This is a genomic window from Synechococcus sp. H55.2 (genome assembly GCF_047462495.1).
Lineage (GTDB): Bacteria > Cyanobacteriota > Cyanobacteriia > Thermostichales > Thermostichaceae > Thermostichus.
Genome location: NZ_JANSJH010000079.1, coordinates 1 through 13,265 on the forward strand (window position 1 = coordinate 1; position 13,265 = coordinate 13,265).

Sequence of the window (13,265 nt, forward strand, 5' to 3'; positions counted from 1 at the left end):
CACCCCCAGCCCCTCTCCCTGAGGGAGAGGGGAGTTAGAGCGGCGCGTTCGCGACGGCGTTGCGGAGCAATAACGACGTAACGAACCGTTTCATTGCTGTTTGAAATGACTATAACCCTCACCCCTGCCCCCAGAAGAAGAGGGGAGTTGGAAATGTGAACGAACTGTTGCATTACCGTTGCCTTGCTGTGAGTCCAGCGATCCTGAATTTGGATGGGAATTGAGGGGGAAGGGACGGAGGCTCAACGGTTCCCTAGCGATAATTAACAAATTGCAACGCCACCGGGTAGTCCTGCTGCTTGAGCATTTGAATCACCGCTTGCAGCTCGTCCTTATCCTTGCCGGAAACCCGCACCAGATCCCCTTGAATGGAAGGCTGCACTTTCTTGAAGTTGTCGCGGATCTGCTTGGCGATCTGCTTGGCCAGCGTGGCATCAATGCCCTTTTTGAGGCGAACCACTTGGCGCACCCGGTTGCCGCCGACGCTCTCCGGCGGCTGGAAGTCGAAGATTTTCAGGGAGAGGCCCCGCTTGGCCGCTTTGGTGAGGAGCAGCTCCCGAATGGAGTTGAGGGCCATGTCGTTGGCGGTGGTGATGGTCAGGGATCCCTCCTCCAGCTCCATTTCTGTCTGGGTATCCTTGAGGTCATAGCGCTGTTTGATCTCCCGCCGGGCTTGATCCACGGCATTCACCAGTTCCTGCCGGTCGAAGTCGCTAACGATATCAAATGAGTAGGTAGAGGCCATAAACCCTATCTTCGCTACCGTTCCGTATCTTAAGCTCTCAGGCCAAGCAGGGATCCCCAACCCTCAAAGAAGCTACAACAGGTAGAGGGATCCCTGTCCAGATTTGCGGAGAAGCAGGATGGCCGATGTTGTTTTAATTACAGGCGCTTCCGAAGGCATCGGCAGAGCCACCGCCTTCACCTTTGCCCGTGGGGGGTACCGCTTGGCCCTGGCCGCCCGCACTGCCGAAACTTTGAAGCAAACGGCCATCGACCTGGAGCAAAGTCTAAACGCCGAGGTCTTGGCCGTTCCCACCGATGTCACGCAGCCAGAACAGGTGCAAAACCTGGTGGAGAGAACCCTAGAACGCTATGGCCGCATCGATTGCCTGATCAACAACGCCGGCATCTGTATGAGCGGCCCTTTTTTGCAAACCACCCTGGAACACTGGCAGGCGCTGATGGCGGTCAATTTTTGGGGCTACTTGTACACCATCCGGGCCGTGCTCCCCGATATGCTGAAGCGCAAAAAAGGTCAGATCATCAACGTGGGATCCATCGGCGGCAAAATGCCCCTGCCCCAAATGAGCGCCTATTGTGCCAGCAAGTACGCAGTCAGCGGGCTGACAGAGGCGCTGCGTCTGGAACTGCAACCCCACGGGATCCAGGTAATCGGTGTTCATCCGGGCATTGTCAGCAGCGATTTTCTCAAGCGAGCCATCTTTCTGGATGAGGGGGGGCCGGAGTCCCCTGCTGACGGCCAATCCCAAGCCTCAGGTGGGAAAGCCCGCGAGCAAATGCAACAGGCGCTGGAGAGTTTTTGGGCCAGCCGGCCAGAAGAAGTGGCCGAAGCCATTTGGGACGCCGCTTGCCAGTCCAAGTCGGAGGTGGTGGTGGGCATGGCCCAATGGGCGGTAGGAGCTTACACCCTCTTTCCCGGCTGGGTTGGCCCACTGCTCCAGAACATCCCTCGCTAGCCATCGGATCGGTCAGGCCCGGCAATGGCAGGAAGAGGGCCAAACTTAGGTATAGTGTGGGGTACAGTTCAATACTGGTCTCACAGCAGAAGTATGGTTGAGTCTGCGCCTTCTCCTTCCGGCACTCAGCAGCACATCTTGATCGTGGAAGACCGAGATGGCCGCCGTACTCAGGTGCTGGGATCCGCCAAATACTTCATCGGTCGGGACTTGGCGAACGACATTTGTCTCAACTCTCAGTTTGCTTCCCGTTACCACGCCATGCTGCTGCGGGTTCCTGCCGAGCGAGAGGGAGAATATTGCTACCGCATTTTGGATGGGGATCTGGAAGGTCGGCCCAGCACCAATGGCCTGTTGATCAACGGACAGAAATTGACCACCCACCAGCTCCGGTCGGGAGATGTGATCAGTTTCGGCCCCGACGCCAAAGCCACCTACAAAATCATCAAGGCCCCGTAAGTCCCGATCTCTCCCAAGAGCACCATTGCCTGCGAACCAATAGCAGCAAGGCCAGCACCAAAGCCAGCTCCGACAGCAAGGTCGCTAAGGCCGCCCCCTGCCAACCCCACCTTGGGATCCAAACCGCATTCAAAAGCCCGTTCAGACCCAGTGCCGCCAGTTGCAGACGGCTGCGGGGCTTTTGCAGCCCGGCTGCGGTGAGCAGGTGAGACAGCAGCAGGTGGATCCCCTCCAGCAGGATGACCGGGCTGAGCCAGCGCAGGATGAGGGCCGTCTCTTGGTAAGCCGACCCCAGCACCCAGGGGATCCCGTAGGAGCCCAGCGCCACCCCCAGGGCGGCCAAACTGCCGTAGCCCACCACCCAAGGGAAGAGCTGCCAGGCGTAGTGGCAGCCTTGCCGTAGGCCCTTTTGCCCTTGGCGGCACAGCTCGGCAAAATGGCTGGTGAGCAGGGCGATCATCGGCGTTTGCGAGAAGTTGATCACCCGGTAGGCGGCGCTGTAGAGCCCTCCCGCTGCTGCCGAGGCCAGACGGGGCAAAAGCAGCTTGTCCAAATCGGTGAAGGTTTTTGCCGCCGCCAGCCCCACGGCAAAATCCCAGCCCGCCGCCAGCCGTTCCCCCAGATCTCTCCAGGCCAAGGGGGGAGAAGGCTTGCTCCACCGTCCCATCCCCCGCGCCATCAGCAGCAGCACGACCAGCACCATCAGGCTGTACAGAATGGCCCATCGCGCCAGGGATCCCCAGCCCAAGGCCGCCGCCAGCAATACGGCCCCCAATCGCCCCAGCGCCATGCCGGTATCGATGAGGGCCACGCCGGCAACCCGCTCTTGCCCGATCAGGATCCCCCTGTACACCTCAGGGATGGCGATAAACAGCAGGTCGCTCCCCAGCAGGATCCCCACCACGAGGGGGGAGATCCCGGCCAGCCAAAGGCTCAACAGAGGTGTTAACAGCAGCGTCATCCCCCCGCAGCCCAGCCCCGCCAACCACAAGCTGGGGCCGATCTCCTGGGCAGCCGCCGCGGATCCCCGGCCGCTCAGGCGCTGGATCAGCAGTTCCGACTGGCCCCAATGGCCAAACGGGGCGGCCAGGTTGCTGCAGGCCAAGATGGCGGAGAACACCCCAAAGGCTTCCGGCCCCAACAGCCGCGCCAGCAGGATGAAATAGGCCCCGGACAACCCCAGGCGCAGGCCATTGCCCAGCATCAGCCAGGCAGCCTGTCGTAGCCGCTGTTGTTCTGCCCTATCCACGGCAACCCTCCTGGACGAGGCTGGCCGCAGCCGGGGATACTGGCTGAGAGAGACCGCCCAGGCATTCAACCTTGTGCGCTGGGTGGATGGGTTGCAGCTTTATTCGGCAATTCTTCATGGCCAAACTTTACCCTGTTGGCAACATCACCACATCCGCGGAACGGGATCCCAAAACCCTGTTTTCCCCCCACTCCAGGCCCCCCGACCCGCGCCGCGTCCTTCCCCCGCCGACCAGTAGCCCTCGCTGGCTGGGATCCCCGCCGGCCAAAACGGTGGGCCAGGGCTACCGAGCTGTTGTCTTGCTCCTGCTGGCCAGCGGCTTGCTCCTGGGGGGGCTAGGATCCCGCCTGGCCTACCTACAACTGGTGCGCACCCAGTATTACCGCCAGTTGGCCGATACCAACCGCATTCGCCTCTTGCCCCAGCCGCCGGAACGGGGGCGCATTGTGGATCGCAACGGCGTGCTGCTGGCGGGCAGCCAGCTCTCCCACTCAGTCTTCCTGTGGCCGTTGGTGCAGTCGCGGCAGGGCTGGCAGGAGACGATCCCCAAGCTGGCCCAAGCCTTGAACATGGCCCCCGAAGAAATTGCCCAAAAGCTGGAACAGGCCGGCTACCGCTCCCCGTTTCCCGTACGCATCCTGCGCAACGCCAGCCCCCAGGTGGTCATTCAACTGGAAGAGATGAGCCGCGAACTGCCGGGGGTGATGGTGGAGGCGGAGACGGTGCGGTTTTATCCCCATGGCGACTTGGCCGCCCACCTGCTGGGCTATACCGGCGAGATCTCGCAAGAACAACTGCGGGCCGATCCCAGCTATCGCTTGGGGGATATCGTCGGCCTGATGGGCGTGGAGGAATTGTTCGAGAGCCATCTGCGCGGCCAGTGGGGCGGGCGACAGGTGGAGGTGGACGCCATGGGAGAAGTGCTGCGGGTGCTGGGAGAACAAGCCCCCCAACCGGGCGACACCCTGCAGCTGACTTTGGACGTACGCCTGCAGCAGGCGGCAGAGCAAGCCCTGGGCCAGCAGAAAGGAGCAGTGGTCGCCCTGGATCCCCGCGACGGCTCGATCCTGGCCATGGCCAGCTATCCCACTTTTGATCCCAACCTCTTTTCCAGCCGCATCACCCAAGCCCAGTGGGAGAGCCTGCAACAGCAGGACTTTCCCTTCCTCAACCGCGCCCTGCGGCCCTATCCCCCCGCCAGCACCTACAAAATCATCACCACCGCCGCCGGGATCGAGTCGGGGGCCTTTCCCCCGGATACGGTGCTGCAGACCGGCCCCTACATCCAGGTGGGCGGGTGGAGGTTCTGGGACTGGAACCGCGCCGGCTTCGGGCGGCTGAACTACCGCCAGGCGATGGCCTACAGCAGCGACACCTTCTTCTACCAGATTGCCCTGGGCACCAAGGCCGCCCCCCTGCAAGAATGGTCGCGTCGCTTCGGGCTGGGGCAATTGACCGGGATCGGCCTTAAGGGGGAAGCTGTGGGGCTGGTGCCCGACGCCGACTGGAAACAGCGTCACTGGCGCGAGCCTTGGTATGTGGGCGATACGGTGAACATGTCCATCGGCCAGGGATTTATCACCGCCACGCCGCTGCAGATGGCGGTGGTCACAGCAGCGGTGGCCAACGGCGGCTGGCGGGTGCGTCCCTTGCTCTCGAAACAGGTGATCCCGGAAAGCCCCGTGCCCCTGCGGCAGAAGGTAGGTCTCTCCCCCGCTACCCTGGAGATCTTGCAACAGGGGCTGCGGGATGTGGTGGTCTACGGCACCGGCGGCAACGCCAACCTGGGGCCGGGCTTTCCCCCTACCGCCGGCAAAACCGGCACCGCCGAGGATCCGCCGCGGCGCTCCCACGCCTGGTTTGTCGGCTATGCCCCCTCCGACCGGCCCGAATTGGTGGTCGTGGTCTTTCTGGAAAACAGCGGCGGTGGGGGTGGATCCCGGGCGGCCCCGATCTTCCGCGAGCTGATGCGGGCCTACTTCCGACCTGAGTCATAAGTGAGCCGACCGGGCACAAAAATTATCTGCGCAGCCTCTTTTCTCCCCAAAATTGCCTCAAGCCCCCCTAAAACCCCTATCCCAGCAGGCTTCTGACCTAACTTGGCTGTAGAATATGTCAGTGATTTGGAGCCAAACTGCCACAATCCTGCCATTCGCGCCAGCGGCGCCTTGGCGCAGTGCAGGGCAAGCCCCGCTCCTACAGACTGAAGACACTCTGGGCCGTGGTTGCTTCGCAGCCCCTCGCGAGTACGCGGCCAGAGACTGTTCTAACCCTATTGCCTAACTCACGAGGAGATCAGGATGAACAAGGCAGAGCTTGTGGATGCCGTCGCTCATCGCGCCAACGTAACCAAAAAAGAAGCGGAGGCCGTCATTTCGGCAGCGCTGGAGATCATCGTTGAAGAGGTCGCATCCCGCGATGAAAACGGCGAACCCAAGGGGAAAGTGACCCTGGTGGGCTTCGGCTCCTTTGAGGCCCGCAAACGCAAACAACGGGAAGGTCGCAACCCAAAGACCAACGAGAAGATGGTGATCCCAGAAAGCATTGTCCCCGCTTTTACGGCGGGCAAGTCGTTCCGCGATGCAGTGGCAGGGGGGAAATCTTAATTTCGCCGGGTGGGGACTCGCTTGCTGGGTAAGGCTCTTCTCAAGGCATGGGGCGGCCTCGGCATGGTGGCAATCGGGCTTGGGGAGCGGCGATTGCTGGCTGCTCTCCGGAGGAGATCCTGGATTTTTCGGCCAGCCTGAACCCGCTTGGCCCCCCGGCGTCGGTCTTGCAAGCTCTGGCTCAGGCGCTGTCCGCAGCAGAGCCGGTTGTGATCAGCCGCTACCCGGATCCCGACTACCGCGACTTGCGCATCTGCTTGGCCAACCATTGGGCAGTCGAGCCCGAGTGGATTTTTGTGGGCAATGGGGCGGCGGAGTTGCTCACCTGGGCCGCCCGCGATGCCCAAGGGCGGGAAGTATGGCTGCCCCAGCCTGCTTTTGGGGAGTATGCACGGGCCCTGGCGGCGGCGGGGGTGACCGTCAAGCCGTTGCCTTTTTTCCCCGCTCAGGGATCCCCTGATTTTGGCCTTCTGCAAGAACCCCTGCCGGCGGCAGGCAAGAGCAGCCGGGTGCTTTGGCTGAACAACCCTCACAACCCGACGGGCCGGCTGCTCCTGCAACAAGAGATCCTGCCTCTTTTGCCCCAGTTCGAGCGGGTGGTGGTGGACGAGGCTTTTATGGACTTTCTGCCAGGGGACTCTCCCCGGGATCCGCCCAGCCTGAGCTCTGACTCCAGTCTGTCGGCAATGCCCCGCAGCCAAACGGTGATCCCCCATCTGGCAGCTCACCCCAACACCATCGTCATCCGTTCCCTGACCAAGTTTTTCACCCTGCCCGGCTTGCGCATTGGCTTTGCGGTGGGGCACCCGGATCACTGGCGGCGCTGGCGGCAGTGGCGGGATCCCTGGAGCGTCAACGGATTGGCGGCGGTGGCGGTGGCAGCGGCTCTGGCGGATGAAAACTTTCGCCGGCGCACCCTGGCCTGGCTGCCCACGGCGCGGGAGCATTTGCTGAGCGGTCTGCAGGCGCTGCCCGGCTGGGATCCCTGGCCCGGCCAAGCCAACTTTGTGCTGGTGCGCTGCCCCGGCTCTGCCACCCAGATTCAGGAGAAGCTGTTGCGGCAACACCGCATCCTGGTGCGGGATTGCCTGAGTTTTCCTGAGTTGGGGGAGCGCTACTTGCGCATTGGCCTACGCACCTTGCCGGAGCAGGAGCAGTTGCTATCGGCCTGCCGGGAGATCCTGGAGAATAGCTAGGGATTTTTCTGCGGGAGAGATGCTGATGCCCGAAGCTACTGTCCTTTGGCCGGAATGCGATGCCCCCATCGTGCGAGGGGTGGCCCATTACAGCGATCTGGAGCTGCTGCGGGCCTTTCAACGGCAGCCGGAGGTGGCGCGCTACTTCATCGGCCTGTTTTGCCGCTACTGCAAGTGGGTGGACGGGATCCTGGCCGAACATCTGCCGCCCGAGCAATGGGCCGCCTATCGAGAACAGGTTTGGTTGCGGCTTTACCTGCGCCTACAGCGCCTGGATGTCCGCAGCCTTCTGGGAGAAGCGGCTGGTCGAGGGGATCCCGTGCTGCAACCCTGGCTGGCAGAGCAAACTCGTGAGCTGCTCCAAGCTTTGGACGGGATCCCTGCCGAGAAAGAAGCCGCTCCTTCGCAGGCTGTTGGTGGCGGCGGGACCAAGTCCTCTCTGTCGCCGGCACTGGCCTGTTATTTAAGCGCCGGCTTGGACACCTTGCCGGGAGACCTGCGCTTCATTCTGCTGCTGCGGGATTGCTTTGGCTGGTCACCGGCCCGCATTGCCGCCCAACTCAAGGCCGACGGATACTACCTTGCCCCAGAAGATGTGGATGCCATCGTTGCCTCTGCCCGCCAGATCTTGCTTCAGCACCTGCCGGCAGATGTGTGTGCCCTCTACCTCGAGGCAAAGTCCTAGAAGACTGTCATGGTCTTATGGCAGGGTAATAGAGCGCTGGTAGTCCTTGTTGGCAAGGCAGGTTCTCCTGTTAAGCTGTTTCCGGCTGTCACAACAGTTAACCGGCATTGTTTGCCGTCAGACTTGTATTAAGTTGAGTGTGGGCTGTCTATGAGTCCTTCTCCGCTTCTTCCAGACACTACCCAACCCGTACCTACGGCACAGCAGTCCCCATCCCATTCAGGTTCTCAACCTGCTCTTCAGGAAGCGCTGGGCCATCTGCACCTGGATGTGCTGAAAGAATTGGAGCGGTTTCGCCTCTGGCAGCGTTTGCAGCGCACGAATTCTGGGCCGCCGCGAGCAGGTCAGCTCAGGAATACCAGCTCTGGGCAGCGCTCCTCACCTGTGCTCATTCAAGAGGTGGTGGAAGACCTGGAAGAAGAAGAGATGCCACGGCCCTCTGGAGCCTTTTCGCCCCTCTGGGTCTTGCTGCTGTGGGTGCTCTCTTGCGCCGGGATTGGCTTTGGGGTGCGCTGGCTGATCTGGCCGGCAGAACTGTCTCTGCCCCCAAGCACTGCCAACAGAGCAGAAGAAAGGAGCCCCATCCAGGTGGATCTGTCCCGGTTGCCCTTGATCCCACTGGAACCGCTGCAAGGGCAGGTGGGAGAGGAGTTCTATTCCGGCAGCTTGGATCCGAGTCGGCTGGCGCTGGGCTTGACGACCTCCCCAGACTTGAGGGACTTGCAGATCGCTCCCCTTCAAGACGTTCCCAACCTGCTGGATAGCCTGCAAACCGACTTGGTCTTGGCTGCCGCAGAACCCTCTCGGCCCAGAACGGTGGAGCAGTTGGCGGCCAGTTTGGAGCGCCCCTCTCAACCCTCATCTCCCACCTCTGTGGGATCCCTGACCCTGGTGCCTCTGGGCAACAACGATCCCGATACTTTGGGGCCGAACCGCGGCGAGGGCACCTTCTTGGTGCTTACCACCTACTCGGGGGCCGAGAGCTTGGCGCGCGCTCGACAAGTTTCCGATGGGGCCTTTGTGAAAGATGTGAATGGCCAGAAGTTTGTGCAGTTGGCAGCATTTGAGCAACTGGAATATGCCCGCTATCACGCAGAAACCCTGAAAAGCAAGGGCTTTAACGTCACGATTGTTGAGCAGTAGCTTTGATGACTACAGATCCCGAAGCCAAGGGATCCGAGACAGCGGCAGCCGCCGCCAGATTCCTTCGCTCCCTGCTGGATCGAGCCAACGCCAGGCCAATAACCCGGCTGCCGAGAGGAAAACCAGGGCCAGCAACAAGGCAAGAGCATTCTGTAGGCCTTGCAAAAGGGGCCCAAGGCGGGTTGGGCTCGACCCGACCCGAGCAGGTGGCTTCGCTGAAGCTGGAGAAGGACTCAGGGGACGGACGGGTGGAGCGGGGCTAGAAGAGGAAGCCAATCTGGCGGCAGGAATGGCCGGCCCTGGCAACCGCTTCAAAGCCGTGGCCACAGCCTGAGGGCGCTGCTGCTGACGCAGCCACCGGTTCAGTTCTGCCAGGGAGATGGCACAGAGGTTGTTGAGACCTATACCCTGAATTCGCCCCACCAAAGGCCGGTCGTTGCTAACCACAACCACCAGCGTTCCCGGCTGCTGTTGGGCCAGGGCATAGGCGCAGTCGGCAATTGCCTCTTCCAAGCGGATCCGCAGGGACTGATCGCTGGCAGCGGCACCGCCCACCAGGGCCCGGGCTTCCGAGACGGCAAACCCCAGGCCAGGCCAGCGGCGCAAAAACTCGCGGGCCGTCGATTCTTCTTGGGGATCAATGGCCTGTCGGGTCAAGCGCTCCAGCTCGGCCATCACCGCCTGCGGCAGCACACACACTCCAAAGCGGGCCCACTCCTGCCATAGGGCCAAGCGACCGGCCAGGATCACCTGGCTGTCGAAGACGAGGAGAGGCGGGATCTCAGCCATAGGATGCGCCAGCGCTGGACTCAACCTCAATTGTGCAGCCTCTCTCAAGCCTTGGGTAGCAGGGATCCCTCGGCCAGGCAGAGGCGGATGGCCAGCGGGTAGAGGCGGTGCTCCTGAGTTTGGATGCGCCGGTAAAGGGATTCCACGGTATCTTCGGGCAGAACCGGCACGGCTGCTTGGGCCACGATGGGGCCGCTGTCCATTTCCAGCGTGACCCGGTGAACGCTGCAGCCGGCGATTTTCACACCGCACTTCAGAGCTTGTTCAACGGCTCGCAGGCCCTTGAAGCTGGGCAACAGGCTAGGATGCAAATTCAAGACGCGATCCGGGTAAGCAGACAACAACACCTGGGTAACCAGGCGCATCCACCCGGCCATGATCACCCATTCCACCTGATGCTGCCGGAGCACCTGGACGATGGCGGCATCCAGATCTTCACGACGGGGGTAGTCTTGATGGTTGAGCACAAGGCAAGGGATCCCTCGCTTTTGGGCCCGCTGCCGCACGTAGGCTATGGGATTGTTGGTGATGACCACAGCAATCTGGGCCTGCAGCTCACCTGCCTCAATGGCTTGAGCGATAGCCTCGAAATTGCTGCCATTGCCGGAAGCCAAAATGCCGAGGATCCCCGGCTGAGAAGGCGCCGGGATCCCGTTGGGATCCGGCCAGAGTAAGCTGGGTAGGTTCATGAGCGTTGGGCGGGAAAGTCTGCAGCCCCGCTATTTTAAACCCAGATAGATTCTCTGCTGATTCTGGCTGGGCTCATCTGGAAAGGGATGCAAACGCTCGCTGCAAGAAGTAGAGATTTGGAGTCAACTGCAAATCGGTGGTAACCCCCCGATAAATTGGGTAGTATGCCTCTAGCGGTAGCGCAAAGGGCGGAGTTTCCGGACGTGTTCGGCTTTCTTGGCGGTTCCAAAACTCAAACCATGCTTGGGGTGGACATCAACCCCGAGCGCATTGCCGTTGCCCAACTGAAAAAACAGGGCAATGGTCGCTATCGTCTGGCCCACTACCATAGTGTGGAAATGCCAGAGGGGGCAATGATCGAGGGGCGCATCCTCGATCCGAGCACGGTTGGCTTGACCCTGGCCAACTTGTTGAACGAATACAAGGTGCCCACCAACTTGCCGGCAGCCACAGCAGTGCCCGTAAGAGAGGCCATCGTTCGTCTCATTCGCCTGCCTGCCGACCTGCCTGCCGACGAGTTGCGCCGGGTGGTCTTGGAGCAGGAGGCCGAACTCTACATCCCCTACCCACGGGATCAGGCAGATGTAGATTACCAACCCCTCGGTCTAGACCTTTCCCAGGATGGCATTGAGCGCATCGAAGTCTTGCTGGTGGCCATCCCAAAAGAGGTGGTGGACAACTACCTAGAGGTGCTGCAGGCGGCCAACTTGAAGGTGCGCTGTGTGGAGCTGGCCAGCTTCTCCCTCATTCGCACCATCCGCGACCAGCTCATCCAGCACAGCCCTCAAGAGGCGGTGTTGCTTGGCTCCATCGGCTACGACAGCAGCGAGATCAGCATCTTGGTCAACGGCATCCCGCAATTTACCCGCACCGTCAACATCGGCACCATCCACATGCGGCAGGTGCTGGCCCAATCTCTGAATTTGCCGGTTAGCCGCACCGGCGACCTGTTGCGAACTCTGAGGTTACCCCTGCTCAACCCCGTCGATGTTTTGGCCACGGGAGAGCAACCGATTCCCAGCAATCCCGGCATAGCAGCAGTGACGCGCGTTGTCTCCGATTTGGCGGATGAACTGAAGCGCTCCATCGACTTCTTTACGAGCACAGAAAGCAGCTTCCCGGTGGTGAAAGTCTTGCTGGCCGGGCCGGGGGCCAGCATTGGCCAGATGGATGGTTTCCTATCTCAGTCGTTGAGCGTGGCGGTAGAACTGGCGGATCCCTTTGGCAACATCCTGGTGCCGGATTCAATCGAGGTGCCCTTGGAGGAGCGCCCGGCGATGGGGGTGGCCCTGGGGCTGGCCATGCGGGAAGCCGGCAAGTAACGACAGGGATCCCTCGAAGGCACTATCCAACAATGAGCGAGCAATGAGTGAGGCGATTGGATGTACACACCGGAAATCAATTTTCTTAAGGAAAGGCCGGAAGTTCCCACCACCGTTCAGACAGGGGCGGTAGCCGCCCCGACAACTGCCGCCGGAGCCGAGAGCTGGGCTTTGGCCATTGGCCTGGGGGTTGCCGTGACTGCTGTGGCCATGGGAACTTTTTGGTATTTCCAAGACAGCTTTTCCCGTCAGCGGAACACTCTGAGGGCAGAGCAAACCCGCCTCGACGGTGAACTCAGCACAGCCAATGCCGAGTTGACCCGACTCCAGGGCCTCAGCCAAGAATTACAAACCATTCGCACCCAAACGGAGGGGTTTCGCTCCTTTCTGGGATCCGTCCAGCCCTGGTCGGCCATTTTGGAAGAAGTGCGGCGCAGGATCCCTGGCCGAGGGGTGTGGATAACCAACATCAGCGCCTCTGGGGATACCGTGAACATCCAAGGCGGGGCGCTGGATTTTCCCTTGGTGAACGACTTTTTGCTCACCCTGCTGGATTCCAACTTCGTAACCAGTGCCGTTCTCAACAGTGCCTCTCGAGTGGAGGGCACACCTGAAACTGAACCCAGCGTCACCTACGGCCTAACGGTTACTATTCGGACCATAGGGGATCCCGACCCAGAGTTTACCCGCGAGCTGGAGCAGCGGGGAGCAATAGGCTTGGTGGAAAAGATCCGCATTCTGCGTCAAGTGGAGGGGAACTGATGACTGGCTCGGTAGAAAGTTTTCACGACGACCAACTAATGGCACCCCCGGCAGGGCCGCCGATATTGTTGGGGGTCGAGCTGACTCCCATTCGCATTGGCCTGTTGATCGGGATCCTGGGCCTGGGCGCGGCGGGCTTTTTGGCCTTCACCCAACTCCGTCCTCTGATCAGAGAGGTGCAAGCCTTGGAAAGAGAGGTGGCCCAAAAAACCAGCCAGTTGCAGGAGGTACAGGGCCAGATTGCCGGCTTACAGGACGTGCCCAACCAAATCGAGAGGGCTCGCGTGCAGCAGCAGCAGATCAGCGCCTTGCTGGCCACCCCTGAGAATGCCGACACGCAACTGATCGATCTCAACCGGCTGGTGCGGGGACAGCCCAACAGCGAGCTGCGCAGTTTTGCCCCTTCTCCCCTCACCCCTGCTTCTTCGGCCAACTCCGAAGTGCCCGCGATCATTGCTCCGGCCATCCAGGTGCAAACCACCCGCGTCGCGGTGCGGGGCCCCTATACGGACATCATCAATCTCATGAGGGATGTAGAGCGCCTACGCACCTTGTTTCGGGTGAGCAACATCAGCCTAAATCCTGTTCAAGACACAGGGGAGCTGGACGCCGCTTTTGATTTGATTGCCTACATCTACAACAAGGACGTTCCCTTGGGCACGGC

General features: G+C 61.1%; 14 protein-coding genes. 10 read left to right on the forward strand and 4 right to left on the reverse strand.

The features are described 5' to 3' along the window. Positions 1 to 253 precede the first annotated feature (253 nt). Positions 254 to 745, reverse strand: a complete 492-nt coding sequence (locus NW844_RS09690; protein WP_414335193.1) for a YajQ family cyclic di-GMP-binding protein — start codon at positions 743 to 745, stop codon at positions 254 to 256. A 118-nt stretch (positions 746 to 863) separates the two neighbouring features. Between NW844_RS09690 and NW844_RS09695 the strand changes: the two genes are divergently transcribed. After that, positions 864 to 1,700, forward strand: coding sequence for an SDR family oxidoreductase (locus NW844_RS09695; RefSeq protein WP_414335194.1), 837 nt, complete (start codon positions 864 to 866; stop codon positions 1,698 to 1,700). A gap of 93 nt (positions 1,701 to 1,793) precedes the next feature. Further along, complete coding sequence (locus NW844_RS09700) at positions 1,794 to 2,159, forward strand: FHA domain-containing protein (RefSeq protein WP_414335195.1); 366 nt, start codon at positions 1,794 to 1,796, stop codon at positions 2,157 to 2,159. On the opposite strand, the gene NW844_RS09705 is transcribed toward NW844_RS09700, so the two are convergent. Then, entirely contained in the window at positions 2,146 to 3,408 is a 1,263-nt protein-coding gene (locus NW844_RS09705; protein ID WP_414335197.1) for a lipopolysaccharide biosynthesis protein, read from the reverse strand. The two genes, NW844_RS09700 and NW844_RS09705, sit on opposite strands and share 14 nt — an antisense overlap. A 116-nt stretch (positions 3,409 to 3,524) precedes the next feature. Between NW844_RS09705 and mrdA the strand changes: the two genes are divergently transcribed. From mrdA to NW844_RS09730, 5 genes are all read left to right on the forward strand, one after another. After that, positions 3,525 to 5,405, forward strand: coding sequence for a penicillin-binding protein 2 (mrdA, locus tag NW844_RS09710; RefSeq protein WP_414335198.1), 1,881 nt, complete (start codon positions 3,525 to 3,527; stop codon positions 5,403 to 5,405). Positions 5,406 to 5,708: 303 nt separating this feature from the next. Further along, the gene (locus NW844_RS09715; RefSeq protein ID WP_414335200.1) at positions 5,709 to 6,014 is read left to right on the forward strand and encodes an HU family DNA-binding protein; all 306 of its coding nucleotides are present in this window, start codon (positions 5,709 to 5,711) and stop codon (positions 6,012 to 6,014) included. A 47-nt stretch (positions 6,015 to 6,061) separates the two neighbouring features. Further along, positions 6,062 to 7,210 carry a threonine-phosphate decarboxylase CobD gene (gene cobD / locus NW844_RS09720; RefSeq protein ID WP_414335201.1) on the forward strand — a complete coding sequence of 383 codons (1,149 nt, stop codon included), beginning with the start codon at positions 6,062 to 6,064 and terminating at the stop codon, positions 7,208 to 7,210. Positions 7,211 to 7,235: 25 nt separating this feature from the next. After that, positions 7,236 to 7,895: a hypothetical protein gene (locus NW844_RS09725; protein WP_414335203.1), complete on the forward strand. Its 660-nt coding sequence runs from the start codon at positions 7,236 to 7,238 to the stop codon at positions 7,893 to 7,895. Positions 7,896 to 8,045: 150 nt separating this feature from the next. Beyond that, entirely contained in the window at positions 8,046 to 9,038 is a 993-nt protein-coding gene (locus NW844_RS09730; RefSeq protein ID WP_414335204.1) for a hypothetical protein, read from the forward strand. A 9-nt stretch (positions 9,039 to 9,047) separates the two neighbouring features. Here NW844_RS09730 and NW844_RS09735 read toward each other — a convergent pair whose 3' ends face one another. Continuing rightward, complete coding sequence (locus tag NW844_RS09735) at positions 9,048 to 9,827, reverse strand: hypothetical protein (protein WP_414335206.1); 780 nt, start codon at positions 9,825 to 9,827, stop codon at positions 9,048 to 9,050. Between the two features lie 44 nt (positions 9,828 to 9,871). Continuing rightward, complete coding sequence (gene purN, locus NW844_RS09740) at positions 9,872 to 10,516, reverse strand: phosphoribosylglycinamide formyltransferase (protein WP_414335208.1); 645 nt, start codon at positions 10,514 to 10,516, stop codon at positions 9,872 to 9,874. A 165-nt stretch (positions 10,517 to 10,681) separates the two neighbouring features. On the opposite strand from purN, the gene pilM reads away from it, so the two are divergent. From pilM to NW844_RS09755, 3 genes are all read left to right on the forward strand, one after another. Next, positions 10,682 to 11,839 (forward strand): type IV pilus biogenesis protein PilM, encoded by a 1,158-nt coding sequence (gene pilM, locus NW844_RS09745; protein ID WP_414335209.1) that lies wholly within the window; start codon positions 10,682 to 10,684, stop codon positions 11,837 to 11,839. Positions 11,840 to 11,899: 60 nt separating this feature from the next. Beyond that, positions 11,900 to 12,601: a PilN domain-containing protein gene (locus NW844_RS09750; RefSeq protein ID WP_414335211.1), complete on the forward strand. Its 702-nt coding sequence runs from the start codon at positions 11,900 to 11,902 to the stop codon at positions 12,599 to 12,601. Then, positions 12,601 to 13,265: hypothetical protein (locus NW844_RS09755; protein WP_414335213.1), on the forward strand; the 665-nt coding region annotated here is incomplete at its 3' end. The genes NW844_RS09750 and NW844_RS09755, both read left to right, overlap by 1 nt.

Coding starts and splice junctions, on each gene's coding strand:
- NW844_RS09690 (WP_414335193.1), bottom strand. CDS start 745: ATGGCCTCTACCTACTCATTTGATATCGTTAGCGACTTCGACCGGCAG.
- NW844_RS09695 (WP_414335194.1), top strand. CDS start 864: ATGGCCGATGTTGTTTTAATTACAGGCGCTTCCGAAGGCATCGGCAGA.
- NW844_RS09700 (WP_414335195.1), top strand. CDS start 1,794: ATGGTTGAGTCTGCGCCTTCTCCTTCCGGCACTCAGCAGCACATCTTG.
- mrdA (WP_414335198.1), top strand. CDS start 3,525: ATGGCCAAACTTTACCCTGTTGGCAACATCACCACATCCGCGGAACGG.
- NW844_RS09715 (WP_414335200.1), top strand. CDS start 5,709: ATGAACAAGGCAGAGCTTGTGGATGCCGTCGCTCATCGCGCCAACGTA.
- cobD (WP_414335201.1), top strand. CDS start 6,062: ATGGGGCGGCCTCGGCATGGTGGCAATCGGGCTTGGGGAGCGGCGATT.
- NW844_RS09725 (WP_414335203.1), top strand. CDS start 7,236: ATGCCCGAAGCTACTGTCCTTTGGCCGGAATGCGATGCCCCCATCGTG.
- NW844_RS09730 (WP_414335204.1), top strand. CDS start 8,046: ATGAGTCCTTCTCCGCTTCTTCCAGACACTACCCAACCCGTACCTACG.
- NW844_RS09735 (WP_414335206.1), bottom strand. CDS start 9,827: ATGGCTGAGATCCCGCCTCTCCTCGTCTTCGACAGCCAGGTGATCCTG.
- purN (WP_414335208.1), bottom strand. CDS start 10,516: ATGAACCTACCCAGCTTACTCTGGCCGGATCCCAACGGGATCCCGGCG.
- pilM (WP_414335209.1), top strand. CDS start 10,682: ATGCCTCTAGCGGTAGCGCAAAGGGCGGAGTTTCCGGACGTGTTCGGC.
- NW844_RS09750 (WP_414335211.1), top strand. CDS start 11,900: ATGTACACACCGGAAATCAATTTTCTTAAGGAAAGGCCGGAAGTTCCC.